Below are 24,709 nucleotides of genomic sequence, written 5' to 3'. Positions count from 1 at the left end.
ACCTTGGTCGATAATGGCACCGATTTTGCTAGACAAGATTCACCGTTTATTGACCCTGGAGCCCACCCATGAACAAGCGTTTCTTACTCAAGGCCACGGCCGCATTGGCCGCTGCTGCCTCTTTTGGTTTGGCACAAGCCCAAAGCACCCCCATCAAGTTCCAACTCGACTGGCGCTTTGAGGGCCCTTCGGCTTTCTTCTTGCTGCCTGCGGCCAAGGGCTATTTCAAGGACGCCAAACTCGACGTGACTGTGGACTCGGGCAACGGCTCGGGTGGCGCGGTCACCCGCGTGGCTTCGGGCACTTACGACCTGGGCTTTGCCGACCTGGCCGCCCTGATGGAGTTTCACGCCAACAACCCCGATGCGCCCAACAAGCCGGTGGCCATCATGATGGTCTACAACAACACGCCCGCCTCGGTCATGGCGCTGAAGAAGTCGGGCATCAAGACCCCTGCCGACCTCGCTGGCAAAAAAATGGGCGCGCCCGTGTTTGACGCAGGCCGCCGCGCTTTCCCCATCTTCCAGAAAGCCAACAGCATCGGCAACGTGACATGGACCGCCATGGACCCACCTCTGCGCGAGACCATGCTGGTGCGCGGTGACGTGGATGCCATCACCGGCTTCACCTTCACCTCGCTGCTCAACATCGAAGCGCGCGGCGTGAAGGCCGAAGACGTGGTGGTCATGCAGTACCCCGACTTTGGCGTCAAGCTGTATGGCAACGCCATCATCGCCTCGCCCAAGATCCTGAAGGAAAACCCCGCCGCCGTGAAAGCCTTCCTGAGCGCTTTCACCAAGGGCGCCAAAGAAGTCATCGCTGACCCGGCCAAAGCCATTGAATCGGTCAAGGCCCGCGACGGCATCATCAACGTGGCACTCGAAACCCGCCGCCTGCAGCTGGCCATCGACACCGTGATCAACAGCCCCTCGGCCCGCGCCGAAGGCTTTGGCCAGATCAACGGCCCCCGCATGACGCTGATGGCTTCGCAAGTGTCGGACGCCTTCAACACCAAGACCCGCGTCAAGGCCGAAGACATCTGGAACGGCTCGTTCTTGCCCTCGGCCAAAGAGCTGGACATCCTGCCCAAGCCCAAGAAGTAAGGCCACAGCTTCCGGCGGCCCTGCGCGGCCGGAAGCTTTCGGCGCTGAGCGTTACTCACTCGGCGCTGTGAGCCCACTGGGGTGTGCAACGCGTCAGTGGGCTTTTGCCAAGCCGCACGTGTATACACGCTCGAACACCATTTCAAAGTCACACCATGTCCCAAGACGCATTCGTTGATTTCCAGAATGTCTGGCTGGCCTACAACGACGAGTTGCTGGCGCAAAACCACTTCGCGGTGGAAGACATCAACCTGCAAGTCAGGCAAGGCGAATTCATCGCCATCGTGGGCCCTTCGGGCTGCGGCAAATCCACCTTCATGAAGCTGACCACGGGCCTGAAGATGCCCAGCAAAGGCCGCATCCTGGTCGATGGCCAGCCTGTGACCGGCCCGCTCAAGATCAGTGGCATGGCGTTTCAGGCCTCTTCGCTCTTGCCGTGGCGCACCACGCTCGACAACGTTCTGCTGCCGCTGGAAATCGTGGAGCCCTACCGCTCCAACTTCAAACAAAAAAAAGCCGAATACGTGGAACGCGCCCGCAAGCTGCTGAACACGGTGGGCCTGGGCGGTTACGAAGACAAATTCCCCTGGCAACTGTCGGGCGGCATGCAGCAACGCGCCAGCATCTGCCGCGCCCTGATCCATGAACCCAAAATGCTCTTGCTGGATGAGCCCTTCGGCGCGCTGGACGCCTTCACGCGTGAAGAACTCTGGTGCATCTTGCGCGACCTGTGGACCGAGCAAAAGTTCAACGTGATTTTGGTCACGCACGACCTGCGCGAATCGGTGTTTTTGGCCGACACGGTGTACGTGATGAGCAAGAGCCCCGGCCGCTTTGTGGTCAAGCGCGAGATCGACCTGCCGCGCCCGCGTGACCTGGAGATCACCTACACCCCCGAATTCACCAACATCGTGCACGAGTTGCGCGGCCACATCGGTGCCATGCGCAAGACCGGTGCAGCGATCAACCAATGAACGGGAGCCCATTCATGAACAACAAAACCCTCGAACGCTGGGCACCCTGGGCCCTGCTGGTGCTGAGCATCCTGATCTGGGAGGGGCTGTGCCGCGCCTTCAACGTGTCGGAATTCGTCTTCCCCAGCCCCTCGCGCATCGCGCAGCAAACCATCGAATTCAAGGACGTGATCGCCGGTCACGCCTGGCGCACCTTCTGGGTGACCATGGTGGGCTTTGGCATTGCGATTGTGGTGGGCGTGCTGCTGGGCTTCATCATCGGCAGCTCGCGCCTGGCCTATGCCGCCGTGTACCCGCTCATGACCGCCTTCAACGCCCTGCCCAAAGCGGCCTTTGTGCCGATCCTGGTGGTGTGGTTTGGCATCGGCATCGGCCCCGCCATCCTCACGGCCTTCCTCATCAGCTTCTTCCCCATCATGGTCAACATCGCCACCGGCCTGGCCACGCTGGAGCCCGAGCTGGAAGACGTGCTGCGCGTGCTGGGCGCCAAGCGCTGGGACGTGCTGGTCAAGGTCGGCCTGCCCCGCTCCATGCCTTACTTTTATGGCTCGCTCAAAGTCGCGATCACACTGGCCTTTGTGGGCACCACCGTGTCGGAGATGACGGCCTCTAACGAGGGCATCGGCTACCTGCTGATCTCGGCCGGTTCGGCCATGCAAATGGGTCTGGCGTTTTCCGGTCTGGTCGTGCTGGGTGCGATGGCCATGATCATGTACGAACTGTTCAGCGCCATCGAAAAACACACCACCGCTTGGGCACACCGCGGCTCGCAAGGCGAATGAAGCACAGACTGTGCGCAACTTGATGCCGTGGGCCACACCCAGAGGTCTAAACACATGACTTGGCTGGCCCGCCTGGATTTGGACTACACACAAGAATCCGGGCGCAGCGCGGCCCGCTACCTGCACAACGGGCCACTGCGCATCCTGCAAAGCCTCTACCCCGAAAGCGATGCGGTCTGCCACAACGTGCTGGTGCACCCACCCGGCGGCCTGGTGGGCGGCGACACGCTGGACATGCGTGTCACCGTGGGCTCTGGCGCCCCCAGACCTATGCGGTGCGGGCTGACGGGCTGTTATTGGTGTGCGAACCGGCCACCAGTCTGCCCATGACCCAACGCTACTTTTTGTTTTGGCAACCCTCCTCGCAGGAGCCCGCCCCGTGGGTGATGGCCGTGGCACACGCCCTTCAAACCATCGCCCACAGGGGTGGGCTCCTACACAACCCAAACCCATGACCTCGCTCATCCATTGCTCCAAACTCATGCCCCAAGGCCGTGGCCTGGCCCGTGTGCTGATCCAACGCGCCAGCACCATCACCCTCGACTGGGACACCCGCCAGAAAAGCCGCTTTGACGCGACCGACAGCGCAGGCCGCCAACTGGGTGTGTTCTTGCCGCGTGGCACCGTGGTGCGCGGCGGCGATGTGCTGGTGGCCGAAGACGGCTCCCTCGTGCGCGTGTTAGCAGCACCACAAGCCGTGCTGCGCATCACCGCCTGCACCGAGCATGGCTCGCCCTTTGACCTGACCCGTGCCGCCTACCACTTGGGCAACCGGCATGTGCCCATCGAGTTGCAACCCGACCACCTGAAGATCGAGCCCGACCATGTGCTGGCCGACATGCTGCGCGCCATGCACATGACGGTGGTGGCCGTGTCCGAAGCCTTTGAGCCCGAGAGCGGTGCGTATGGTGACCATGGCGCGTCCTCACATGGGCATGGGCATGGGCACAGCCACGATCATGGCCATGCGGGTCATGCGCACACAGCCCAAGCCGAGCCCCATGTGCATGGGCCCGATTGTCAACACGAACACGCAGCGCCTGCAGCCAAGCCGCCGGCAGGCCAACGCATCGCCATCCCCCTCCGTGCGGCCCCTGCTGAACCGCATGTGCACGGCCCCGACTGCACCCATGGGCACTGACACCGCACCTTCGGGCCTGCTGCAACTGATCTGGCTCGCATCACCTGCGTTGCCGATCGGCGGCTTCTCGTAATCGGAGGGCCTCGAAGCCGCCCCATCGAGCAAGGCCTGGTGCACGACGAACTCAGCGCCACCGACTGGGTGGTGGACCAGCTGCACCTGACGCAGTCGCGTGGCGACATGGCGGTGCTGGCACAAGCCATCCCCGCTTGGCAGCAGCACGACACGGCCCGCCTGCAAACCTTGAACAACTGGGTCATGGCCACCCGCGAAACCGCCGAGATGCGCCTGCAAACCGAACAGATGGGCAGATCATTGCTCGACTGGCTGCGCAACCTGCAGCAAGCCAGCGAAGCACAACTGAGCTGCTGCGCCCAACTGCCACCCACCTACCCGCTGGCCATGGCGCTGGCTTTGTCACTGGCGCAGGCTCCACCAGACCAAGCTTTGCAAGCCTGTGCTTTTGGCTGGGCCGAAAACATGACCCAAGCCGCCCTCAAGGCCGTGCCGCTGGGCCAAAGCGCAGGCCAACGCATGCTGGCGCGCCTGGCCCGGGAAATCCCCTTGGCTGTGCAAACCGCCATGCACCTGAGCGACGAGGACCGCCAGGCCTTCAACCCCATGCTGGCCATCCTGTCCGCCCGCCACGAAACCCAATATTCACGCATCTTCCGATCATGAACAGCACATCCTCTTCTGCACTCCACCACATCCCCAAGCGCACCAAAAAACTGCCGCCCTTGCGCGTGGGCATTGGCGGGCCGGTCGGCTCCGGCAAAACCACACTGCTCGAGATGCTGTGCAAAAACATGCGCGAGCGCTGGGACCTGATCGCCATCACCAACGACATCTACACCAAGGAAGACCAGCGCCTGCTCACCGTCAGCGGCGCCCTGCCAGCCGAGCGCATCATGGGCGTGGAAACCGGCGGCTGCCCGCACACCGCCATCCGCGAAGACGCGTCGATCAACCTCGAAGCGATTGACCGCATGCTCGAAAAATTTCCGAACGCCGACGTGGTCTTCATCGAGAGCGGTGGCGACAACCTGGCCGCCACCTTCAGCCCCGAGCTGAGTGACCTCACGATCTACGTGATCGACGTGGCGGCAGGTGAAAAGATCCCACGCAAAGGCGGCCCCGGCATCACCAAGAGCGATTTGTTCGTGATCAACAAAACCGACCTGGCCCCGCATGTGGGGGCCGACCTGCAAGTGATGCGCGACGACACCCAGCGCATGCGCCCCAACCCCGAAACACGCCCCTGGGTCATGACCAACCTGAAAACCCTGGACGGACTGGCCGAGGTGGTGGCCTTCATCGAAAAGCGCGGCATGCTGGGCCAAGCTTGAAGACCTTTTAAGTCGCTACAATTCATCCCCAAGGAAGCGTGGCAGAGTGGTCGATTGCACCGGTCTTGAAAACCGGCGACTCGAAAGGGTCCGTGAGTTCGAATCTCACCGCTTCCGCCAAGACACAAGGCAAAACGCCCCTCTTCAGGGGCGTTTTGCATGGGGCAAGCCCTTCAGACCTTGCCCACCAGCATGGCCTCCACCAACTCCTGCACCGCCAAAGCCTCTTGCGCAGTGGCGAGTTTGTGCGGCTGGCCACGCAACCACAAGTCCGCCTCGCTCAACTGACGCTGCAATGCACTGGTGCGCGGGTCTTCGGTGGACCAGTCCAACGCTTCGACCCATGGGCCGCCGTCCGAGCGCCAGAGTTGATAAAACTCCCTGAATTGGTAGTTCATGCGGCTGCCGCGCACGGTGACCTCCTGCCGATCCGGTTGCCGCCCCCCGGTGGTGGCCATGACCGTGACGGGTTTGCCGTCTGCGGTGGTCAAACGGGCCAACATGTCCAGCTCACACAGATCGGGGTCTTGCGGATAGCGCGGCAAGGCCTGCTGCAAGGTCAGTGGCCCGAGAAAACGCCCGGCCAAAAACAGAAAATGCGAGATCACTTCGCGGGTGTAGCCGCCTTCATGGCGCAGGCGCAGCCAATCGGCGTCTTTTTGCCAGGCGCGGGGCCACGCCGGGTAGTTCACCACAATGTCGATGCCGAGCAGCTCACCCGTTTCACCTGCAGCGATGGCGCGGTTGAGCTCCTCAAAGCCCCGCGACGCGGCCTGGGTGAAATTGACCACGCCTGGCAAACGCGCTCGGCGCAGTTGGTCGACCAGATCGCGGCTTTGCGCGTTGTCGGTGCCCAAGGGTTTTTCCATGAAAACGCCCTGCCCGGCGGCTGCGGCCTGCAAGGCGTAGGTTTTGCGGGGTCCGGGCGGACAGGCCAGATAGACCGCATCGGCCCCGGCCATGGCCGCCTCTGCGCTTTGCGCGACAGGGACGTTCGGCGCCATTTCGAGGGTTTTGGCCACCGAAAGAGGCGATGGATCCCAGACCCCGCAAACTTCAAAAGCCCGGTGCTGTAAGGCGTTTTCGAGCATTCGGCGGCCCATGATGCCCAAGCCGATGATGGCCAATCGATGTGTCATGCGTTTCTCCTTTTGTAGCAAGCTTAACGATTCTGCGGCCAGGTCGGTTTTGGGTTTTACAAAAATTCGATAAAATCAAATTTATGGAAAAAACCAACAGTCCTTTTGTATCTGCCTACCTGCGCTTTTTGCAGTTGGCCAGAGTCATCCAGGCCCTGCCAGACGGCATGGAGATGGACGCCAACGAGAAAGCCTTGTTGCAAGCCGTGGTTTTGCACTGGTACGAAAACCAGCCGATGACGGTGCGCGAGGCCATCGCCTTGGCTGATTTGGGATCTCCTGCCACGCTGCACAAACGCATCACCCGGCTGCGTGAAAAAGACATGCTGAGCACCTTGAACCTGGAAGGCGATCGCCGCGCCAAGTTCTTGATTCCGACACAGCGGACCTTGGATTACTTCAGTCATCTGGGGCAGTCCATGCAAGTGGCACACCAAGATTTGCCTGCATGAACCCTTTGATCCAAAGAACCTTACAAAAAACAGCACTGACTCTGATCAGTGCTGTTTTGTTTGTGGGCTTCTTCAAATTCAATGACTGGATTTTCCACACCCTGGAGCACAGCAAGGGGGTGAACTGGGTGTTCTTGCCCGCGGGTTTCTGGGTGATTCTGGTGTTGGTGCTGGGCTTGCCCGGTGCGCTGGGCCTGATGCTGGGCAGCTGGTTCATCGATTGGGAGGTGATTGATGGCTCCAATCCCTTGCTGGGCTTGTTGAACGGGGTGGCCGGCGGATTGACCCCTTGGGTGGTGATGAAATACCTGCACAAACACCACTGGCTCAGCGAACAACTGCAAAAACTGGACCCCTTGCAATTGCTGAATTTGACGCTGATTTCTTCGGCCGCCAGCGCTGTGGCCCACCAACTGGTCTGGCTCTTGATGGATCGACCCAACATCAACGTGTGGGTGGATGTTTGGCCCATGTTTTTTGGCAACGTGACAGGCGCCTTGCTGATGCTCTACAGCTTCAAGTTCGCCCTGGACCGACTGCGCATCAAAACCTGACGCACACCGGGCCAATTGCTGGCCTCAATCGGCCTCGGCCAAAAACAGCGCCTGCAAATCGCTCAAAAAATCAAAGCCCCTGTCGGTCGGCCAGACCCGGTGCAGGTCTCGGCCAATCAGCCCTTGTTTTTCCGCCTCTTGCAAACCCTGCTGGATGCTGGTCATGGCCAGGCCCGTGCGGTCCACGTAATCGGCCAGATCAAAACCACCGCGCAAACGCAAGGCGTTGAGCATGAACTCAAAGGGCAAGTCCTGGCGTGACACCTCGGTGCTTTGGGTGACGGGCTCGCCTTTCATGGCCTGCTGCATGTAGAGCGCAGGTTCACGGTAACGCACTTGCCGAAGCACTCGGTGCGCAAAACTGAGCTTGCTGTGCGCCCCGGCGCCAATGCCCAGATAGTCCCCAAACTGCCAGTAGTTCAGGTTGTGGGCGCACTGGTGCCCTGGCTTGGCATAGGCCGACACTTCGTACCGCGCCAAACCCGCCGATGCGGTCAGCTCGGTGATGCGGTCCATCATCTCGTAGGCCAGATCGTCTTCGGGCAAGGTGGGCGGGAACTTGGCGAACACCGTGTTGGGCTCGATGGTCAGGTGGTAGATCGAGATGTGCGGCGGCGCAAAGGCCAATGCAGTCTGGATGTCTTGCGTCAGGCCTTGCAACGTCTGGCCCGGCAAGGCGTACATCAGGTCCAGATTGAAGGTGTCAAACACCTGCGCGGCTTCGGTCACGGCGGCCAGGGCCTGGTCGCGGTCGTGCACCCGGCCCAGGGCCTTGAGGTGCGCATTGTCAAAACTCTGCACGCCAATCGACAAGCGGGTGATACCCGCCTGACGGAAAGCCTTGAAGCGGTCTTTCTCGAAGGTGCCGGGGTTGGCCTCCATGGTGATCTCGGCGTCTGGCGCCAGGCGCACACGGGCGCGAATGCCACCCACCAAACGGTCTATCGCTTCGGGCGAAAACAGGCTGGGTGTGCCACCGCCCAAAAACACGGTCTGGATGCTGCGACCCCAAATCAGGGGCAGGCTTGCTTCCAGGTCGGCGAACAAGGCGTCGATGTAGGCGTCTTGTGTGGACGGCGCGTCGGCCCCGGCCCGGAATTCGTGCGAATTGAAGTCGCAATACGGGCACTTCTTGATGCACCAGGGCAGGTGCACATACAGCGACAGCGGCGGCAAAGCGTTCAGCTGCAGCACGCCGGGGCGCATGGCGTGCACCGGGTCAAGGTGTGGACTCATGCGGCAGAACCATCCAGCCAACGCTCGCGCATCAGCGCCAGCATGGCTTGCGCGGCACGGCCCCTGTGGCTGTTGGCGTTTTTGACTTCGGTGGGCAGCTCGGCAAAGGTCTTGCCAAATTCCGGCAAGAACAACACCGGATCGAAGCCAAATCCATGGCTGCCCCGGCGCTCAGGCGCGATCTGCACCACCACCCGGCCGACGGCAATCAGGGGCTCCGGGTCGTCGGCACTGCGCACGGCCACCAAGGTGCTGACCATGGCGGCGCGGCGGTTGGTGACACCCTGCATTTGCGCCAGCAGCGCGGTGACATTGGTGTCATCGCCTTTGGGGTAGCCAAAGCGGGTGGCGTAATACGCCGTGTCCACGCCCGGCTGCCCGCCAAAAGCATCCACGCACAGACCCGCGTCATCGGCCAGGGCGGGCAAGCCGCTCAACTGCGCGGCATGGCGGGCTTTGGCCAAAGCGTTTTCAACGAAGGTCTTGAAGGGCTCTGCCGCTTCGGGGATGTTCAGCTCGGACTGGCGCACCAGCGTCATGCCCAGCGGCGCAAAAAGAGTTTGCAGCTCGGCCAGTTTGCCCGCGTTGTTGGAAGCCAGAACAATTTTCATGAAGCCACCCACCGCGCTTCAGGCGCTGAAAGTCAGGGTCTTGGGCTCATCGTGCGCCTGCTTTTGCAGCTGCACGAGTTGTGCAATGCCTTTTTCAGCCAGAGCCAGCATACGGTCCATCTCGACGCGGGTGAAGGCCACGCCTTCGGCCGTGCCCTGCACTTCCACAAAATGGCCCGCGCCGGTCATGACCACGTTCATGTCGGTGTCACAGGCCGAGTCTTCGGGGTAATCCAGGTCCAGCAAGGCGGTGCCGTTTTTCAGGCCCACCGAGATGGCAGCCACACGGTCGATGATGGGCGACTCGCTCAGTTTGCCCGTGGCCATGAGCCAGTTGACGGCGTCTTGCGCCGCCACAAAAGCGCCCGTGATGCTGGCGGTGCGCGTGCCGCCATCGGCCTGCAGCACATCGCAGTCGAGGTGAATGGTGCGCTCGCCCAGTTTTTTCAGGTCAAACACGGCCCGCAGCGAGCGGCCAATCAGGCGCTGAATCTCTTGAGTGCGGCCGCTCTGCTTGCCGCGTGCGGCTTCGCGGTCACCCCGGGTGTGGGTGGCGCGGGGCAGCATGCCATATTCGGCGGTCACCCAGCCTTCGCCGCTGCCTTTTTTGTGGCCCGGCACCTTTTCTTCGACCGAAGCGGTGCACAGCACGCGGGTCTGGCCAAACTCAATGAGCACCGAGCCTTCTGCGTGCACGGTGTAACCGCGGGTGATGCGCACAGCGCGCAAAGCGTCGCTGGCGCGACCGGTTCGGACGTAAGAGACGGTGGTGTTCATGTTGGCACTGAAAGGGGGTTGTCTGCTGAGCCCGGCCATGCGCAGGCGGGGCGGGCCCAAGAGTTTGAGATAATGCCTCGTTTCATGTTCAGCTGTCAGGCTGGGCATTTGCAGCGCATCGCGGCCAGTCTGGCTTGGCGCTGTCACAAGGAACTTGATCGATGCCAGTTTACAGTATGACCGGGTACGCCAGCGTGCAGCACAGCCCGCTGGGTGCAGGCGGTGACACCCCTGCCCCCTTGGCCCCGACAGCCCGGATGGGCCTGGAAATCCGCTCGGTCAACAGCCGTTTTCTGGACCTGTCTTTTCGCCTGCCCGAAGAACTGCGCCAGCTCGAACCCGGCCTGCGCGAGCTGATCACACGCCAGATCAAACGCGGCAAAGTGGAGGTGCGGGCCAGCCAGGATGCCGGTGACGGCGCGGCCTTGCAAGCCCCCAACCACCAGGCCCTGCAAAAAATCGCCGCCTTGCAAGGCAAGATTCAGGATTGGCTGCCCGATGCCCGCGCTTTGAGTGTGGCCGACGTGTTGCGCATGACCGCAGGCAGCTCTGGCCAGGCCGCACCCGACGAAGCCGCCTGGATGCAACTGGCTGCCCAAGCCGTGGACGCCCTGCGCGAAGCCCGCGCCCGCGAAGGCGCCCGCCTGACCGAGATGCTGCAAGGCCACATTGCCCAGCTGCGCAGCTTGGCCGATCTGGCCGTGCCGCTGGTGCCGCAGTTGGTGGAACAACAGCGCCAGCGCTTTTTGGAGCGCTGGAAAGACGCCATGGCCCTGGCCGACGGCAGCCACCTGCCCGAATCTGCGCAAGACCGGGCCCTCACCGAGGCGACCGCGTTTGCCATCCGCATCGATGTCGCCGAAGAGCTGACCCGCCTGCGCTCGCACCTGGACGAAATCAGCCGCTTGCTGGACAAGGGCGGCGACATCGGCAAGCGCCTGGACTTTTTGATCCAGGAGCTGCACCGCGAGGCCAACACCCTGGGCTCCAAATCGGCCGTGCTGGAGATGACCCGCATCTCGGTGGACATGAAGGTGCTGATTGAGCAAATGCGCGAACAAGTCCAAAACATCGAATAAAGAGCCTGAACATGGATTACCCAGGAAACCTGTTTGTCGTGGCCGCCCCCAGCGGGGCTGGCAAATCCAGTCTGGTCAAGGCCTTGATGGAGCTGGATTCGCGCGTGCAGCCCACTGTGTCGCACACCACCCGCGCCCCCCGAGGCCAGGAAAAGCACGGCCGCGAATACTTTTTCGCCTCGGCGCAGGAGTTCGATGCCATGGTGCTGGCCGACGCCTTTGTCGAGTGGGCCCATGTGCACGGCCAGCGCTACGGCACCTCCAAAAAGATGATCGAAGACCGCATGGCCCAGGGGGCCGATGTGGTGCTGGAAATCGATTACCAGGGTGCCTTGCAGATCAAGAAGATGTACGCCAACGCGGTACTGATCTTCATCCTGCCGCCCAGCTGGGAAGAGTTGCGCTCGCGCCTGGAGCGCCGGGGCGAGGATGCGCCCGAGATCATCGAGCTGCGCCTGCAGAATGCGGCGGTGGAGATGGCACAAGCCAAAGAATTCGACTTCGTTATAATCAATGAAGTATTTGACCGTGCCCTGTTTGACCTCAAAGCGGTTGTTCACGCCCAGCGGCTCAAATACCACGTCCAGCGCCGTGCCCGGCCTGACACCTTTCAAGCCCTCAAGATGGCTTGAACCCCGTACAGACATTTTCAAGGAACACACATGGCCCGCATCACTGTTGAAGATTGCCTGGAACAGATCCCCAACCGCTTTCAGCTGGTTTTGGCCGCCACTTACCGCGCCCGCATGCTGAGCCAAGGCCACACGCCCCGCATCGAGAGCAAAAACAAGCCCGGCGTGACCGCCTTGCGCGAAATCGCTGCTGGCAAAGTCGGCATCGAGATGCTCAAGCGAGTGGCCTGAAGCGCGCCCCATCCGGCCGTGGCCGGATCCCATCAAGCCCCAGTCATGGGGCTTTTTTGTGCCCGCCAGAAACACCCGCCAACGCTTGCGTTACATTGACGTCATGAGCACCGCCATGCCCCCGTCCACCCCAGCAGGTCACAGCCGCCACAAGGCCGTGCCGCCTGCTGCGGCCAACGCGGCAGCGGCCAGCTTTGCGGTGCTGGAGGCCCAACTCGGTTACCTGAGCGAAGCCGAAACCGACATGGTGCGCAAAGCCTACAAATTTGCCGACGAAGCCCATTTGGGCCAGATGCGCAAAAGTGGCGAGCCCTACATCACCCACCCGATCGCGGTGGCCGGTTTGTGCACCGAATGGAAGCTGGACGCCCAGGCATTGGCAGCAGCCCTGTTGCACGATGCGATGGAAGACTGCGGCGTCACCAAGATCGAGTTGATCGAGCGCTTCGGCTCCCAGGTGGCCGAATTGGTGGACGGCCTGACCAAGTTGGACAAGCTGGAGTTCAACACCCGCGAAGAAAACCAGGCCGAGTCGTTTCGCAAGATGCTGCTGGCCATGGCCCGCGATGTGCGGGTCATCCTCATCAAGCTGGCCGACCGCACCCACAACATGCGCACCATGGGCGACATGCCGCGCAGCAAGTGGGGCCGCATCGCCTCGGAAACCCTCGAAATTTATGCCCCGATTGCGCACCGCCTGGGCCTGAACCAGATCTACCGCGAACTGCAAGACCTGGCCTTCAAGCACCTGCTGCCCTGGCGTTATGCGGTTTTGACCAAGGCGGTCTCGCGCGCACGCAACCGCCGCCGCGATTTGATTCAAAAGGTGCAGGCCGATGTCGAAGCCGTTTTTGCACAGGCCAAGATGGATGTGCGCATCAGTGGCCGCGAAAAAACCCTCTACTCCATCTACAAGAAGATGGATGAAAAGCACCTGAGCTTTGCCCAGGTGACCGACATTTACGGCTTCCGGGTCATCGTGCCTTCGGTAATTGACTGCTACACGGCCCTGGGCTGGTTGCACCAGATCTACAAGCCCGTGCCCGGCAAGTTCAAGGACCACATCGCCATTGCCAAGGTCAACGGCTACCAGTCGCTGCACACCACCTTGGTGGGGCCATCGGGCGTGAACGTCGAGTTTCAGATGCGCACCGAGGCCATGCACCTGGTGGCCGAGTCCGGCGTGGCAGCGCACTGGCTTTACAAAGAGCACGAATCGGCCAGCGCCCAGTCGGAGCGCCTGGGCACACAGTGGCTGCAATCGCTTTTGGACATCCAGACCGAAACACGCGACGCGGCCGAGTTCTGGGACCACGTCAAAGTCGACCTGTTCCCGGATGCCGTCTATGTGTTCACCCCCAAGAGCCAGATCATGGCTTTGCCACGCGGCGCCACGGTGGTGGACTTTGCTTATGCCATCCACAGCCGGGTGGGCGACCACGCCATGGCCGCTCGCATCAACGGCGACCAAGTACCCCTGCGCACCGAGCTCAAAAACGGTGATGTGGTCGAAGTCATCACCGCGCCCGTGTCGGCCCCCAACCCAGCCTGGCTGGGCTTTGTGCGCACCGGGCGCGCCCGCTCCAAGATCCGCCACCACCTCAAGACCATGGCGCAAACCGAATCGGTCGAGCTGGGCGAAAAACTGCTGTCCCAAGCCTTGCGTGCCGAAGGCATCGACAAGCTCCCTTCTGACGAGGAGAACGACCAGATCATTTGGGACAAATTGCTGCGCTTCACGGGTAACCGCAACCGCGCAGATTTGTTGATGGACATTGGCCTGGGCAAACGCATCGCCAGCATTGTGGCCAAACGTCTGACCGCTTTGCTGTCCGAGCGGGGCCAAAAACCCGATGCCCTGCTGATGACGCGGGAACGATTCACGGCGCACGAATCCATCTCGCAAGGGGCTATCACCCTGGACGGCAGCGAAAACGCGTCGGTGGTCTATTCCCGCTGCTGCCGCCCACTGCCCGGTGACGACATCGTGGGCTACCTGGGCCGTGGTGAAGGCCTGGCTGTGCACACCCGCGACTGCGCCACCGCGCGTAAGCTGGAACACAAGGACAGCGAGCGCTTCATTGGTGTGGAGTGGTCGGACGAACTGAGCCGCAGCTTCGAGACTGCCATCAACGTCAGCGTGGTCAACGGCAAGGGTGTGCTGGCCCGTGTGGCGGGTGCACTGGCCGTCGCCGAGACCGACATCGTTCACGTGGACATGGGCAGCGATTCACCGCAAGACATGGCCGAGTTGAAATTTGTCATTGCGGTGCGGGATGTGGCGCATCTTGAGCAAGTGCTGCGTCACCTCAAGCGCACCCCCTCGGTGGTCCGGGCTGAGCGCCAGACCCACAAAGGCAACGCCCCCGCCTGAAAAGCCTAGCCTGCCAGCCCAGATCCAGCAGGGGCCGGATAGCGGACCTGCAACACCTCGATGTCCAGCACGCCTGCAGGCGTGACCAACTTGAGTTCATCGCCCTCGCGTGATTTGAGCAAGGTGCGTGCGATCGGCGAGACCCAACTGACCTGGCCTTGCAAGCTGTCGGCTTCGTCGATGCCCAAAATGGTGACTGTGCGCTCGACGCCTGAGGCCTCGGCGTAGGTGACCGTGGCCCCAAAGAACACCTGATCGCTGCCATGGTGCACGGCCGGGTCCACCACTTCGGCGATTTCGAGCCGCTTGGTCAGGAAACGGATGCGGCGGTCGATCTCGCGCAAACGCTTTTTGCCGTAGAGGTAATCGCCGTTTTCTGAGCGGTCCCCGTTGCTCGCGGCCCAATGCACGATCTCGACCACCTTGGGCCGCTCGTCATCGATCAGGGTGAACAGCTCGGCGCGCAGTCGGGCGTAGCCGCCTGGCGTCATGTAGTTGCGTGCACCTGAAGGCAAAGCCGGCAAACCCAGCTCGTCGTCATCGTCGCCGTCGGTCTCTTTGGTGAAGGCTTTGCTCATGTCCTGATGTTCAAGGGCAAAAATAGAAAAAGCCCACAACTTGCGTTGTGGGCTTTCTAATTTTTGGTGCGGCTGGCAGGAATCGAACCCACGACCCCTTGGTTCGTAGCCAAGTACTCTATCCAGCTGAGCTACAGCCGCATCATGCATCGAATTATAGCAAGCTTTTCAGGGCAGTTTTGGGCGGCCCCTCAATTTATTGCCAGGACACGGCCGACATGTCGTTGGCAAAAATCGGCGAGCTCGACCACAGACCTTTGAGGCCTTTGCGGTACACCGCGGTGTTGGTGGCGTTGAACAGGAACACGTTGACCGCATCCTTGGCGATCATGCGCTGCATGTCGCCAAACAGCTGCGTGCGCTCTTTGGCCGCCGTGGTGGCCGCGTGTTTGGCCGCCAAGTCGCGGAAAGCCTTGCTGTCGTAACCCCAGTAGTACTGCGGGTTGGCATAAGCCATGTAGTCCAGTGGTTCAACGTGGTTGATCACCGTCAGGTCAAAGTTGCCCTTGAAGGTGCCGCCCAGCCACTGCGCCCATTCGACGTTTTCAATTTTGGCCACGATGCCCACTTTGGCCAGCTGCGCAGCCAAAATCTCACCCCCCTTGCGTGCGTAAGGCGGTGGGGGCAAGGTCAGGGTCACGTTCAGCGGGGTTTGCACCCCGGCTTCCTTGAGCAGGGCCTTGGCTTTTTCGGGGTCGTAAGCGTAGGTGTTGCTCAACTCCACATAGCCCGCATCGGTGGGTGCCATGTGGCTGCCGATGGGCTTGGCCAGACCTTCAAACACGCCGTCAATGAAGGCTTTCTTGTCGATCGCATGCGACAGCGCGCGGCGCACGCGCACATCGTCGAACGGCTTCTTGCGGTTGTTGATGGTCATGATGCCTTTGCCGGCCGTGCTGCCCATTTCAACCACAAAGCGTTTGTCTTTCTGAAACTGTGCCAAGCTTTGCGGCGACTGGAAACGCGGCATGCCGTCGATGTCGCCCGCCAGCAAGGCGGCCACCTGGGCAGCCGAATCGTTGATGAAACGGAAAGTGACTTTCTTCACTTTGACAGAAGCGGCATCGCGAAAGCCATCCCATTTGGACAAAGTCACCGCAGAGCCTTTGGCCCAGCTGTCGAGTTTGTAAGGGCCTGTGCCCACGGGCTTGGTGGCGGCGTTGGCGGCGCTGTCCGGGTGCAAGATCACGGCGGTGTTCTCACCCATGCGGAACAGGAAGTTGCCGTCCGGGTTGCTCAGCACCAGCACCACGGTGTGTGCGTCGGGGGTCGAGATGTGGCTGATGTTGTTGAACACCGCGCCTTTGGCCTTGTTGGTGCTCTTGGCGTCTTTGGCACGCTCGAAGCTGAACTTGACAGCGGCAGAGTCGAATGGCGCACCATCAGAAAACTTCACGCCCTTGCGCAGCTTGAAGGTGTAGGCTTTGCCGTCGGCATCCATTTTCCAGCTCTCGGCCAGCAAGGGGCTGATGCTGCCATCGACGTTGATTTTGGTCAGGCCCTCGAGGATGTTGTAGTGGACCACCTCACCGATGGCCGCCGCCGGGGCCATGGTCGGGTCGAGGCTGGTGGGCTCCAGGATCATGCCCAGCGTGACGGTGTCCTTGCGCGACTGGGCTTGCGCCTGCAAAGGGGCAGCCACCCCACTGGCGACCAACACGGCGACCGAGCTCAAAGCGAGGGTGCGGCGGGTCAGAGAAAAGACGTTTTTCATGGGGTCTCCTGCGTCAAAAAAGAAGGGGGCTGGCCCGGAATGGCGGCCAATAACTTGCGAGTGTAAGGGTGCTCGGCCTGCTGAAAAATTTGGCTTGCGGGGCCTTGTTCCACCACACGGCCTGACTGCAAGACCAGCGCATCGTCGCACATCAAATTCACCACCGCCAGATCGTGGCTGACGAACAGATAACTCAGGCCGTAGCGGTCTTGCAGGTCCATCATCAGGTTCAGCACCTGGGCCTGCACCGACACATCGAGCGCACTGACCGGCTCATCGGCCACGATCAATGCAGGGCGCGTGATCAAGGCGCGGGCAATGGCAATGCGCTGGCGTTGCCCACCGGAAAACTCATGCGGGTATTTGTCAAGGTCTGCGCTTCTGAGGCCTACCTCGCTCAAAGCCTGGGCAGCACGGTCGCGCAGCTGCGTTCGGCCATCCGCAGGTTCGACCAAGGTCTTGATCGGCTCGGTCACGATGGCCAGCACTTTTTGGCGCGGGTCCAGCGAGCCATACGGGTCCTGAAACACCATCTGAAAACCACTGCGCAATTGGCGCAAGGCTGGGCCATGGGTCTGGTGCACGTCCACCCCTTTGAACACCACCTGCCCTTCGGTGGGCGTGTCCAGGGCCATGACCAGACGCGCCAACGTGGACTTGCCCGAACCCGATTCGCCCACCACCCCCAAGCTTTTGCCCGGCTGCAGCGTGAAGCTGACGTCAGACAAAGCCTGCAAAGCGCCTGCGGGTTGAAACAAACCCGTGCGGGGCAAGGCAAAGCGCCGTCCCAAGTGCTTCACCTGCAGCAGAGGCGCTGATATGGACATCGCGTTCATGACAGCCTCCAGCGCGGGCAACTGACCACATGGGGCTCATCACCCTTGGTTTCGCGGTCGATGCTTTCAGCCTGCGGCGGTGTCTGGCGGCAATCCTCCACCGCCAAGCTGCAGCGGTCGGCAAACGCACAACCTGCCGGAAAATCCATCAGCTCGGGCACGCTGCCGGGGATGGTGGTGAGGCGCGTGCCGCGGGCCAAGCCCAGACGCGGCCGCGCCGCAAATAAGCCCCGCGTGTAGGGGTGCGCCCGGTGCGCAAACAGCTCGGGCGTGGCCGCGCTCTCGACCACCGCGCCACCGTACATCACCATCACACGGTCCACCTGGTCCTGCATCAGGCCCAGGTCGTGGCTGATCAAGAGCAAGCCCATGCCATCTTCACGCACCAGTTGCTGGATGAGCCGCAACACCTCTTTTTGCACCGTCACATCCAGCGCGGTGGTGGGCTCGTCGGCAATCAGCAGGTCGGGACTGCAGGCCAGCGCGATCGAGATCATCACGCGCTGGCGTTGCCCGCCCGACAACTCGTGCGGATAGGCATCCAGCCGTTCACGCGCACGGGGCAACTGCACGCGTTCGAGCAGTTGCAGGGCGCGGGCTTTCGCGTCGCTGGCGCTCATGTGCTGGTGCAGGCGCAAGGGCTCGGCGATCTGCTTCCAGATCGGATGCAAGGGGTTGAGCGCCGTCATCGGCTCCTGGAAGATCATGGCCATGCGGGCACCGCGCAGCTGGCACATCTGCGGCTCGGGCAGGCCCACCAACTCCTGCTCCTTGAACACGATGGAACCGCTCACACGGGCGCGTTCGGGCAACAAGCCCATCAGGGCCAATGCGGTGAGCGATTTGCCACTGCCACTCTCGCCAATCAGGCCTACCGTCTGGCCCCGCTCCATGCGCCAGGACACGCCACGCAGGGCCTGCGCCCAGCCCCGGGCCGTGGGCAGGCTCACGCGCAAATCATCGACTTGCAGCAACGGCTTGGCGCTTGATAGATCGTTCATGCTCACCTTTGCCGCGCCAGCCGGGGGTCGAGCACGTCGCGCAAACCATCACCCAACAAATTCAGACCCAACACCGCCAGCGCAATGGCCGCACCTGGGTACACCGCCAGCATGGGGGCTTGAAACATCTGCGACTGCGCCTCGTTGAGCATGCGGCCCCAGCTGGGTTGCGGCGGCTGCGTGCCCAAACCCAAATAAGACAAAGCCGCCTCGGCCAGGATGGCGATGGCGAACTGGATGGTGGCCTGCACGATCAGCACGCTCGCGATGTTGGGCAGCACATGCGTGAGTGTGATGGCCAGCGGGCCCTGGCCTGCGGCGCGGGCAGCGGCCGTGTAGTCCCGCGCCCAGACCGCATTGGCGGCGCCGCGCGAAATGCGGGCAAACACCGGGATGTTGAAAATGCCAATCGCCACGATGCTCACCACCAGGCCCGGCCCGTAAATGGCCGTGAGCATGATGGCCGACAACAAGGCCGGGAAGGCGAAGGTGAAGTCCGAGGCCCGCATGATGAGCTCCTCCACCCAGCCGCGCCGCGCCGAGGCCAGCAAGCCCAAAGGCACGCCCACACCCAAGCCAATGCCCACTGCAATAAAGCCGACCAGCAAGGAATTTTGACTGCCCACCAGGAGCAAAGAACCGATGTCGCGCCCCAGGCTGTCGGTGCCCAGCCAATGCGCCGCGCTGGGCGAGGTCAATTTGTTGGGGATGTCGATGTCCCCCACCGGGTAAGGCGACCAAAACAAGGACAGCACCGCGCACAGCACCATCAGCAGCACCATGGCCCCGCCCGCCACAAAACTCGGGTGGCGCAAGGCGCGTCGCCAAAATGTGTTGTTATCCCGCATGGCCCGCCTTCAATCGCGGATCGATCCACGCATACAGCACGTCAATGCAAAAGTTGATGAGGATGACCAAGGCCGCCAACAACATGACCACGTCGCGCACCACGATCAGGTCGCGGTTGGCAATGGCCTGAAAAATCAGCCGCCCAATGCCCGGCAGCACAAACACGTTTTCAATCACGATGGCGCTGGTGATCAGGTTGCCAAACTGCAAGCCCATCACCGTGAGCACCGGGATCATGGCGTTGCGCAGCACATGGCCCCACAGCACTTGACGGCGTGACAGACCCTTGGCCCGGGCGGTGCGCACAAAATCCTCGCGCAAGGTGTCAAGCACGGCCGAGCGGGTCACCCGCGTCAGAATCGCCGTTTGCACCGCCGCCAGCGCCATGGCGGGCAAGAGCAAGGCCTTGATGCCCTCCATCACCCCGCCGCCATCGTCTTCGGACCACCCCGGAAAACCACCCGCACTCACCCACTCCAGGTGCACCGCAAACAGCAAAATCAAAAGAATGGCCAGCCAGAAATTGGGCAAGGCCAGGCCCAGCTGGCTGAGCGTCATCACGCCCACATCACCCGCCTTGTTTTGCTGCGAGGCGGCGTAAATGCCCAGCGCCAACGCCAGCGCCACGGTCAGGCCCATGGCCATCACAGCCAGTGGCAGCGTCACCTGCATGCGCTCGGCCATCAACTGGGCGGTGGGGGTGTCGTAAGAAATGCTCAGGCCTGTCTGGCCCTGCAGCATGCCGCCCATCCAGCTCAGGTAACGGGTGGCCGCGGGCTGGTTCAGGCCCAGCTTGTCTTCCATCGCGGCAATCGACTCCGGCGTGGCCGTTTCGCCCAAGATCACCTGCGCGGCATTGCCGGGCAGCAACTCCAGCACCGCAAACACCACCACCGAAGTGGCCAGCAGGGTCAGCACAAAGCTCAGCATCCGTCTCAAAAAGAACAGGGGCACGCGCTATCCTTGGGGTCTGTGAGCAACGATGAAAAGACTTGAGATGGCATCGCAAACGATTGTAAACAGCGCCCAAAACGCCCTTGTGGGCTCCATCGTGGATGTCCCCGGCCTGCAGGTCGGTCACTTCACACTGAGCGAGCGCCTGACCGGCTGCTCGGTGGTGCTGGCCCCCCAAGGCGCGGTGGGCGCGGTGGATGTGCGCGGCGCCGCCCCGGGCACCCGCGAGACCGATTTGCTGGACCCGGCCAATCTGGTCGACAAAGTGCATGCCGTGGTGCTCAGCGGCGGCAGCGCTTTCGGGCTGGACGCCGCCACGGGCGTGGTGCGCTGGCTCGATGAGCAGGGCATCGGTTTTGAAACCGGCTACGGCCGCGTGCCCATCGTGCCTGCGGCCGTGTTGTTCGATTTGCCCGTGGTGCGCCCGGGTGACGACCCCAAGGCCCGGCCCGGCGCAGAAGCAGGCTATGCCGCCTGCAAAGCGGCGTCCACAGCCACACCCGCCGCAGGCAATGTGGGCGCAGGCGCAGGTGCCTGCGTGGGCAAACTGTTTGGCCTGGACCGCTGCATGAAAGGCGGCATCGGCAACGCCAGCGTGCGCGTGGGGCCCTGGGTGGTCGGCGCCTTGGTGGCCTGCAACGCGGTGGGCGATGTGATCGACCCGGCCACAGGCCAGGTGCTGGCGGGTGCCCGCACGGCCGATGGACACAGCTTGCTGGACACCCAACGCGCCTTGCTCGCGGGCGAGCGCGGCAGCCGCCCCCTGCCCGGCACCAACACCACCATTGGCGTGGTCGCCACCAACGCCACCCTCACCAAAGCCCAGGCCAAGCGCCTGGCCATGAGCGCCCACGACGGCCTGGCCCGCAGCATCCGCCCGGCCCACACCACCTTGGACGGCGATACCCTGTTTGCCATGGCTACCGGCACCGAAGCAGGCCCGGTGGATTTGATGCTGCTCACCGTGATGGCGGCCGAGGCCACAGCACTGGCGACGGTGGATGCGATTAGGCAGGCGCGGGGAATTGCCACAAGCTGGGGCAATGTGCCTGCGGCCTTCGACTGGGCCAATTGAGCCCAGAAACAAAAAAGCCCGCTGGGTGATGAGCGGGCCTGGTTGTTGGTGTGAATGGTAGGGCGTGAGGGACTTGAACCCGCGACCAAAGGATTATGAGAACAGAAATTCTAAAAAAGTTGTTATACAACAACAACTTACAGCAACATTTCTGTGGTGTGCAGCAAAGTGTGTAGTGTTTTGAGAATTTTTTAGTTAAAAAATTTCTTCAAGATCGTGCCAGCACTGGCATCACGTCCGTCTAGGCACATCTTCCGTACCCTACCTCAGCGCTTAGTTTACAGGTTCAACCCTACAGCGCTGCGGAGACAGGCCACCAATCCGCCCCATTCACGGAATTCAAAACGACGCTGCATAAGCCCGTTATGCAGTTTTTAGGGGGCCATTAAGACTGGCTAGCTGCTGCACCGCCTTCTGCCGCTTCTGTCTGTCACGTTCTGACTTGAGGCGCTGCGCTGCGGCATCTTTTTGCTTCTTCAGGCTGTCAATGCGCGCCTGATCGGGTGTAAGTGGCTTGACGGGTTTGACGGTCGTTATTTCTGCGATCTTCATAAAAAAACTCCTTGTCCAGTATTTACACAGGAGCAAGGAGTGTGGGGACTGCGCTAGCTGACTGCTACGGGTTTGTAGCGGCAATCACGCCTTGAAATAGTCGAAAAGTGTTGAGTGAGCGTAAACCTGCTGCCTCGGCGTTGTCGGCAGAGTTGATGATCATCACCGTTTTCGTATCTCGGTCAATGCCAACGTACTGCCCATACACACCTTGCATAAAGTAGCGGCCAGGCTTTTCGCGCAGCCAGAACTGATAACCATAGCCTGTTGACTGTCAATGAAAACTGAGCCACTTTGACGGGGATTTGCATCCAAATTTGAGCCACTTCATTGGCCTATCCTGCTTATTTTTTGAGCAAGGGTGGTCAGGAGTGATCAACGTGGGAACTTTGAGTAAATTGCGCCGCCTTGTCTTGCGAGACGGCATGTCAGTGCGCCAAGCCAGCCGCAGGCTTGGGATATCGAGAAACACGGCTGCCAAGTGGCTGGGCGAGCCGGAGATGGTGGAGCCCAAATACCCTGTTCGGCAGGCCACAGCCAGCGTGCTGGAGCCGTACAAGGAGCAGCTTGTCACCTGGCTCAAAGCGGACAGCCACCGCAACAAGCGCGAGCGCCGGGGGGTCAAGGCCTTGTTTGAGGCATTGCGCGCCATGGGCTACAGCGGTAGCGCAAGCCCCGTGTACCGGTTTGCCAAGAGGTGGAAGCTCGAGCAAAGCCATGCGCCCAAGAGCGTGGGGTTTGTGCCGCTGCACTTTGAGCTGGGAGAGGCGTTTCAGTTTGACTGGAGCTGTGAGTACGCCTTCATTGGCGGTTTGCGCCGCCGACTGGAGGTGGCGCACATCAAGCTGGCCGCCAGCCGTGCGTTCTTGCTGGTGGCGTACTTCACGCAAACCCATGAAATGCTGTTTGACGCCCATGCCCGGGGCTTTGCAGCGTTTGGCGGCGTGCCCAAGCGGGGTATCTACGACAACATGAAGACGGCGGTGGACAAGGTGGGCCAGGGCAAGCAGCGCAGCGTCAACGCGCGGTTTGAGGCGATGACGGGGCATTACTTGTTTGATCACGAGTTCTGTAACCGGGCGGCGGGATGGGAGAAGGGCATCGTTGAGAAGAACGTGCAAGACCGCAGGCGAGGCGTGGTGCGCGAGGTCACTGAGCGGCGCTGGGGCAGTTTGGCCGAGCTCAATGAGTGGCTGCACAGTGCCTGCCGTCAAGCGTGGGATGAGTTGGCACACCCAGAGTGGTCCGAGCTGAGCGTTGCCGATGTGTGGCAAGACGAGGCGAGCCGCTTGATGCCTTGCCCCAAGCCCTTTGATGGGTATGTGGAACAACCGGTTCGGGTGTCATCGACCTCGCTGATCCAATACCAACGCAACCGCTACAGCGTGCCCTGCGAATGGGTGCATGGGGTGGTGAGTTTGCGCGCTTACCCAGAGTACTTGCTGGTGGTGGGGCCTGATGGGCAGGCCGCCCGGCTAGAGCGCCACTTTGGGCGCGATCAAACCATATACGACTGGCAGCACTACATCGCTTTGGTCGAGCGCAAGCCAGGGGCGCTGCGCAATGGTGCCCCCTTTAGGGACATGCCCGAGCCTTTAGTGGAGTTGCAGCGTCAACTGCTCAAACACCCAGGGGGCGACCGGGTGATGTCACAGGTGCTGTCGGCGGTGAATTTGCACGGGCTCGAAGCGGTGTTGGTGGCCACCGAGTTGGCGCTGCAAACGGGTCGAGTGAGTGCCGAGCATGTGCTCAATGTGATTGCCCGGCTCAAAGAGCCCATGCCAGCTCGCGTAGAAATCAGCACGCCCTTGCAACTGAGCACGCCGGCGTTGGCCAATTTGGAGCGCTATGACGCTTTGAGAGATGAGCAGGAGGCGCGCCATGAGTGATGTGATCGATGGGCTCAAGGCACTGAGCCTGCATGGCATGGCCAGCGCTTGGCCGGAGGTGCTGGGAACGGCCAGGCTCAAAGCGTTGGATCATGAGGTGGTGCTGCACCAGTTGATCAAGTCAGAGGCTGCGCAGCGCGAGGTGCGCTCCATGGCCTATCAGATGCGGGTGGCCCGCTTCCCCACGCACCGGGATTTGACGGGGTTTGACTTCGCGCAGGCGCATGTGGACGCGAATCTGGTCAAGCAGTTGCATGAGCTGCAATTCGTGGACTCGGCGCACAACGTGGTGTTTGTGGGCGGGCCGGGAACGGGCAAGACGCACTTGGCCACCAGCCTTGGGGTGCATGCCATTCGCGCCAAGGGCAAGCGGGTGCGTTTCTTCTCGACGGTGGAACTGGTCAATGCCTTGGAGCTTGAGAAATCCCAGAACAAGCACGGGCAGTTGGCCAACCGCTTGATGTACGTTGACCTGGTGATCTTGGATGAGATGGGCTATTTGCCCTTCACCCAGTCGGGTGGCGCGTTGCTGTTTCACTTGCTCTCCAAGCTGTATGAGCGCACCAGTGTGGTGATCACGACCAACCTGAACTTCTCGGAGTGGGCCAACGTGTTTGGCGACGCCAAGATGACGACGGCGCTGCTGGACCGGCTCACCCATCACTGCCATATTGTGGAGACGGGCAACGAAAGTTGGCGCTTCAAGCACTCTCAGGCGGTCAGCCAGAAGGTCAAACAATCCAAAACGAAAGGGGGTAAAAGCACAGAACAGCTAAACTTATCCACAACCGAATAAGCCAATTCTTTAAAAACCAGTGGCTCAATAT

Annotated in this window: 25 protein-coding genes, 2 tRNA genes and 2 pseudogenes; 17 read left to right on the top strand and 12 right to left on the bottom strand. The window is 61.6% G+C overall.

Annotated elements, in window-relative coordinates; genetic code table 11:
- Positions 1-68 precede the first annotated feature (68 nt).
- The 8 genes and pseudogenes from ACZ5RT_RS06610 to ACZ5RT_RS06575 all read left to right on the top strand — a co-directional run bounded on the left by ACZ5RT_RS06610 (position 69) and on the right by ACZ5RT_RS06575 (position 5,469).
- Positions 69-1,103, top strand: a complete 1,035-nt coding sequence (locus tag ACZ5RT_RS06610) for an ABC transporter substrate-binding protein (protein ID WP_464453941.1) — start codon at positions 69-71, stop codon at positions 1,101-1,103.
- A gap of 155 nt (positions 1,104-1,258) precedes the next feature.
- Complete coding sequence (locus tag ACZ5RT_RS06605; RefSeq protein ID WP_422171030.1) at positions 1,259-2,077, top strand: ABC transporter ATP-binding protein; 819 nt, start codon at positions 1,259-1,261, stop codon at positions 2,075-2,077.
- Between the two features lie 14 nt (positions 2,078-2,091).
- On the top strand, positions 2,092-2,859 hold the full coding sequence (locus ACZ5RT_RS06600) for an ABC transporter permease (RefSeq protein ID WP_464453940.1): 768 nt from the start codon (positions 2,092-2,094) through the stop codon (positions 2,857-2,859).
- A 54-nt stretch (positions 2,860-2,913) separates the two neighbouring features.
- Positions 2,914-3,120: pseudogene (locus tag ACZ5RT_RS06595) on the top strand (urease accessory protein UreD); the annotation flags it as partial.
- 190 nt (positions 3,121-3,310) lie between these two features.
- Positions 3,311-4,000, top strand: a complete 690-nt coding sequence (gene ureE / locus ACZ5RT_RS06590; protein ID WP_464453939.1) for an urease accessory protein UreE — start codon at positions 3,311-3,313, stop codon at positions 3,998-4,000.
- Positions 3,990-4,681: pseudogene (locus ACZ5RT_RS06585) on the top strand (urease accessory protein UreF). The gene ureE and the pseudogene ACZ5RT_RS06585 overlap by 11 nt, the downstream one beginning before the upstream one ends.
- Positions 4,678-5,349, top strand: a complete 672-nt coding sequence (gene ureG / locus ACZ5RT_RS06580) for an urease accessory protein UreG (RefSeq protein WP_422171048.1) — start codon at positions 4,678-4,680, stop codon at positions 5,347-5,349. The pseudogene ACZ5RT_RS06585 and the gene ureG overlap by 4 nt, the downstream one beginning before the upstream one ends.
- Before the next feature lie 32 nt (positions 5,350-5,381).
- Positions 5,382-5,469 (top strand) — tRNA-Ser (locus ACZ5RT_RS06575).
- 53 nt (positions 5,470-5,522) lie between these two features.
- Here the strand turns inward: ACZ5RT_RS06575 and ACZ5RT_RS06570 are convergent.
- Positions 5,523-6,488 (bottom strand): Gfo/Idh/MocA family protein, encoded by a 966-nt coding sequence (locus tag ACZ5RT_RS06570; protein ID WP_464453938.1) that lies wholly within the window; start codon positions 6,486-6,488, stop codon positions 5,523-5,525.
- An 83-nt stretch (positions 6,489-6,571) separates the two neighbouring features.
- Between ACZ5RT_RS06570 and ACZ5RT_RS06565 the strand changes: the two genes are divergently transcribed.
- Both ACZ5RT_RS06565 and ACZ5RT_RS06560 read left to right on the top strand, forming a co-directional pair.
- A complete protein-coding gene (locus tag ACZ5RT_RS06565) occupies positions 6,572-6,940 on the top strand; it encodes a hypothetical protein (protein WP_464453937.1) in 369 nt (122 codons plus the stop codon).
- Positions 6,937-7,494, top strand: a complete 558-nt coding sequence (locus ACZ5RT_RS06560) for a hypothetical protein (protein WP_464453936.1) — start codon at positions 6,937-6,939, stop codon at positions 7,492-7,494. The genes ACZ5RT_RS06565 and ACZ5RT_RS06560 overlap by 4 nt, the downstream gene beginning before the upstream one ends.
- Positions 7,495-7,518: 24 nt before the next feature.
- On the opposite strand, the gene hemW is transcribed toward ACZ5RT_RS06560, so the two are convergent.
- From hemW to rph, 3 genes are read right to left on the bottom strand one after another with little or no spacing between them, the layout of a single operon-like run.
- A complete protein-coding gene (gene hemW, locus ACZ5RT_RS06555; RefSeq protein ID WP_464453935.1) occupies positions 7,519-8,730 on the bottom strand; it encodes a radical SAM family heme chaperone HemW in 1,212 nt (403 codons plus the stop codon).
- Positions 8,727-9,341 carry an RdgB/HAM1 family non-canonical purine NTP pyrophosphatase gene (gene rdgB, locus ACZ5RT_RS06550; protein ID WP_464453934.1) on the bottom strand — a complete coding sequence of 205 codons (615 nt, stop codon included), beginning with the start codon at positions 9,339-9,341 and terminating at the stop codon, positions 8,727-8,729. Before rdgB ends, hemW begins: the two co-directional genes overlap by 4 nt.
- Before the next feature lie 18 nt (positions 9,342-9,359).
- The gene (gene rph, locus ACZ5RT_RS06545) at positions 9,360-10,118 is read right to left on the bottom strand and encodes a ribonuclease PH (protein ID WP_464453933.1); all 759 of its coding nucleotides are present in this window, start codon (positions 10,116-10,118) and stop codon (positions 9,360-9,362) included.
- A gap of 176 nt (positions 10,119-10,294) precedes the next feature.
- On the opposite strand from rph, the gene ACZ5RT_RS06540 reads away from it, so the two are divergent.
- The 4 genes from ACZ5RT_RS06540 to ACZ5RT_RS06525 all read left to right on the top strand — a co-directional run bounded on the left by ACZ5RT_RS06540 (position 10,295) and on the right by ACZ5RT_RS06525 (position 14,434).
- Entirely contained in the window at positions 10,295-11,197 is a 903-nt protein-coding gene (locus ACZ5RT_RS06540) for a YicC/YloC family endoribonuclease (RefSeq protein WP_464454203.1), read from the top strand.
- Positions 11,198-11,208: 11 nt separating this feature from the next.
- On the top strand, positions 11,209-11,829 hold the full coding sequence (gene gmk / locus ACZ5RT_RS06535; RefSeq protein WP_108428363.1) for a guanylate kinase: 621 nt from the start codon (positions 11,209-11,211) through the stop codon (positions 11,827-11,829).
- Between the two features lie 30 nt (positions 11,830-11,859).
- Positions 11,860-12,060: a DNA-directed RNA polymerase subunit omega gene (gene rpoZ / locus ACZ5RT_RS06530; protein ID WP_108322400.1), complete on the top strand. Its 201-nt coding sequence runs from the start codon at positions 11,860-11,862 to the stop codon at positions 12,058-12,060.
- Between the two features lie 103 nt (positions 12,061-12,163).
- On the top strand, positions 12,164-14,434 hold the full coding sequence (locus ACZ5RT_RS06525) for a RelA/SpoT family protein (protein ID WP_464453932.1): 2,271 nt from the start codon (positions 12,164-12,166) through the stop codon (positions 14,432-14,434).
- 5 nt (positions 14,435-14,439) lie between these two features.
- On the opposite strand, the gene greB is transcribed toward ACZ5RT_RS06525, so the two are convergent.
- From greB to ACZ5RT_RS06490, 7 genes are all read right to left on the bottom strand, one after another.
- A complete protein-coding gene (gene greB, locus ACZ5RT_RS06520; protein WP_283224675.1) occupies positions 14,440-15,012 on the bottom strand; it encodes a transcription elongation factor GreB in 573 nt (190 codons plus the stop codon).
- A gap of 64 nt (positions 15,013-15,076) precedes the next feature.
- A tRNA-Arg gene (locus tag ACZ5RT_RS06515) sits at positions 15,077-15,153 on the bottom strand.
- 55 nt (positions 15,154-15,208) lie between these two features.
- Positions 15,209-16,726, bottom strand: coding sequence for an ABC transporter substrate-binding protein (locus tag ACZ5RT_RS06510; RefSeq protein WP_464453931.1), 1,518 nt, complete (start codon positions 16,724-16,726; stop codon positions 15,209-15,211).
- The gene (locus ACZ5RT_RS06505) at positions 16,723-17,562 is read right to left on the bottom strand and encodes an ATP-binding cassette domain-containing protein (protein WP_464453930.1); all 840 of its coding nucleotides are present in this window, start codon (positions 17,560-17,562) and stop codon (positions 16,723-16,725) included. Before ACZ5RT_RS06505 ends, ACZ5RT_RS06510 begins: the two co-directional genes overlap by 4 nt.
- The gene (locus ACZ5RT_RS06500) at positions 17,559-18,563 is read right to left on the bottom strand and encodes an ABC transporter ATP-binding protein (RefSeq protein ID WP_291925953.1); all 1,005 of its coding nucleotides are present in this window, start codon (positions 18,561-18,563) and stop codon (positions 17,559-17,561) included. The genes ACZ5RT_RS06505 and ACZ5RT_RS06500 overlap by 4 nt, the downstream gene beginning before the upstream one ends.
- A 2-nt stretch (positions 18,564-18,565) precedes the next feature.
- Positions 18,566-19,411: an ABC transporter permease gene (locus tag ACZ5RT_RS06495; RefSeq protein ID WP_464453929.1), complete on the bottom strand. Its 846-nt coding sequence runs from the start codon at positions 19,409-19,411 to the stop codon at positions 18,566-18,568.
- Positions 19,401-20,366, bottom strand: a complete 966-nt coding sequence (locus ACZ5RT_RS06490) for an ABC transporter permease (RefSeq protein ID WP_464453928.1) — start codon at positions 20,364-20,366, stop codon at positions 19,401-19,403. The genes ACZ5RT_RS06495 and ACZ5RT_RS06490 overlap by 11 nt, the downstream gene beginning before the upstream one ends.
- Positions 20,367-20,409: 43 nt before the next feature.
- Here ACZ5RT_RS06490 and ACZ5RT_RS06485 point away from each other — a divergent pair, with 43 nt between their 5' ends.
- Positions 20,410-21,441 (top strand): P1 family peptidase, encoded by a 1,032-nt coding sequence (locus tag ACZ5RT_RS06485; RefSeq protein ID WP_464453927.1) that lies wholly within the window; start codon positions 20,410-20,412, stop codon positions 21,439-21,441.
- Between the two features lie 363 nt (positions 21,442-21,804).
- Here ACZ5RT_RS06485 and ACZ5RT_RS06480 read toward each other — a convergent pair whose 3' ends face one another.
- Positions 21,805-21,993 (bottom strand): hypothetical protein, encoded by a 189-nt coding sequence (locus tag ACZ5RT_RS06480; RefSeq protein ID WP_464453926.1) that lies wholly within the window; start codon positions 21,991-21,993, stop codon positions 21,805-21,807.
- 380 nt (positions 21,994-22,373) lie between these two features.
- On the opposite strand from ACZ5RT_RS06480, the gene istA reads away from it, so the two are divergent.
- Both istA and istB read left to right on the top strand, forming a co-directional pair.
- Positions 22,374-23,882 (top strand): IS21 family transposase, encoded by a 1,509-nt coding sequence (istA, locus tag ACZ5RT_RS06475; protein ID WP_422170720.1) that lies wholly within the window; start codon positions 22,374-22,376, stop codon positions 23,880-23,882.
- On the top strand, positions 23,875-24,678 hold the full coding sequence (gene istB, locus ACZ5RT_RS06470) for an IS21-like element helper ATPase IstB (RefSeq protein WP_422170718.1): 804 nt from the start codon (positions 23,875-23,877) through the stop codon (positions 24,676-24,678). The genes istA and istB overlap by 8 nt, the downstream gene beginning before the upstream one ends.
- The last annotated feature ends 31 nt before the right edge of the window (positions 24,679-24,709 follow it).

Source organism: Limnohabitans sp. TEGF003, from assembly GCF_055395455.1.
This window is presented reverse-complemented; position numbering and strand designations above follow the sequence as displayed.

Coding starts and splice junctions, on each gene's coding strand:
- ACZ5RT_RS06610 (WP_464453941.1), top strand. CDS start 69: ATGAACAAGCGTTTCTTACTCAAGGCCACGGCCGCATTGGCCGCTGCT.
- ACZ5RT_RS06605 (WP_422171030.1), top strand. CDS start 1,259: ATGTCCCAAGACGCATTCGTTGATTTCCAGAATGTCTGGCTGGCCTAC.
- ACZ5RT_RS06600 (WP_464453940.1), top strand. CDS start 2,092: ATGAACAACAAAACCCTCGAACGCTGGGCACCCTGGGCCCTGCTGGTG.
- ureE (WP_464453939.1), top strand. CDS start 3,311: ATGACCTCGCTCATCCATTGCTCCAAACTCATGCCCCAAGGCCGTGGC.
- ureG (WP_422171048.1), top strand. CDS start 4,678: ATGAACAGCACATCCTCTTCTGCACTCCACCACATCCCCAAGCGCACC.
- ACZ5RT_RS06570 (WP_464453938.1), bottom strand. CDS start 6,488: ATGACACATCGATTGGCCATCATCGGCTTGGGCATCATGGGCCGCCGA.
- ACZ5RT_RS06565 (WP_464453937.1), top strand. CDS start 6,572: ATGGAAAAAACCAACAGTCCTTTTGTATCTGCCTACCTGCGCTTTTTG.
- ACZ5RT_RS06560 (WP_464453936.1), top strand. CDS start 6,937: ATGAACCCTTTGATCCAAAGAACCTTACAAAAAACAGCACTGACTCTG.
- hemW (WP_464453935.1), bottom strand. CDS start 8,730: ATGAGTCCACACCTTGACCCGGTGCACGCCATGCGCCCCGGCGTGCTG.
- rdgB (WP_464453934.1), bottom strand. CDS start 9,341: ATGAAAATTGTTCTGGCTTCCAACAACGCGGGCAAACTGGCCGAGCTG.
- rph (WP_464453933.1), bottom strand. CDS start 10,118: ATGAACACCACCGTCTCTTACGTCCGAACCGGTCGCGCCAGCGACGCT.
- ACZ5RT_RS06540 (WP_464454203.1), top strand. CDS start 10,295: ATGACCGGGTACGCCAGCGTGCAGCACAGCCCGCTGGGTGCAGGCGGT.
- gmk (WP_108428363.1), top strand. CDS start 11,209: ATGGATTACCCAGGAAACCTGTTTGTCGTGGCCGCCCCCAGCGGGGCT.
- rpoZ (WP_108322400.1), top strand. CDS start 11,860: ATGGCCCGCATCACTGTTGAAGATTGCCTGGAACAGATCCCCAACCGC.
- ACZ5RT_RS06525 (WP_464453932.1), top strand. CDS start 12,164: ATGAGCACCGCCATGCCCCCGTCCACCCCAGCAGGTCACAGCCGCCAC.
- greB (WP_283224675.1), bottom strand. CDS start 15,012: ATGAGCAAAGCCTTCACCAAAGAGACCGACGGCGACGATGACGACGAG.
- ACZ5RT_RS06510 (WP_464453931.1), bottom strand. CDS start 16,726: ATGAAAAACGTCTTTTCTCTGACCCGCCGCACCCTCGCTTTGAGCTCG.
- ACZ5RT_RS06505 (WP_464453930.1), bottom strand. CDS start 17,562: ATGAACGCGATGTCCATATCAGCGCCTCTGCTGCAGGTGAAGCACTTG.
- ACZ5RT_RS06500 (WP_291925953.1), bottom strand. CDS start 18,563: ATGAACGATCTATCAAGCGCCAAGCCGTTGCTGCAAGTCGATGATTTG.
- ACZ5RT_RS06495 (WP_464453929.1), bottom strand. CDS start 19,411: ATGCGGGATAACAACACATTTTGGCGACGCGCCTTGCGCCACCCGAGT.
- ACZ5RT_RS06485 (WP_464453927.1), top strand. CDS start 20,410: ATGGCATCGCAAACGATTGTAAACAGCGCCCAAAACGCCCTTGTGGGC.
- ACZ5RT_RS06480 (WP_464453926.1), bottom strand. CDS start 21,993: ATGAAGATCGCAGAAATAACGACCGTCAAACCCGTCAAGCCACTTACA.
- istB (WP_422170718.1), top strand. CDS start 23,875: ATGAGTGATGTGATCGATGGGCTCAAGGCACTGAGCCTGCATGGCATG.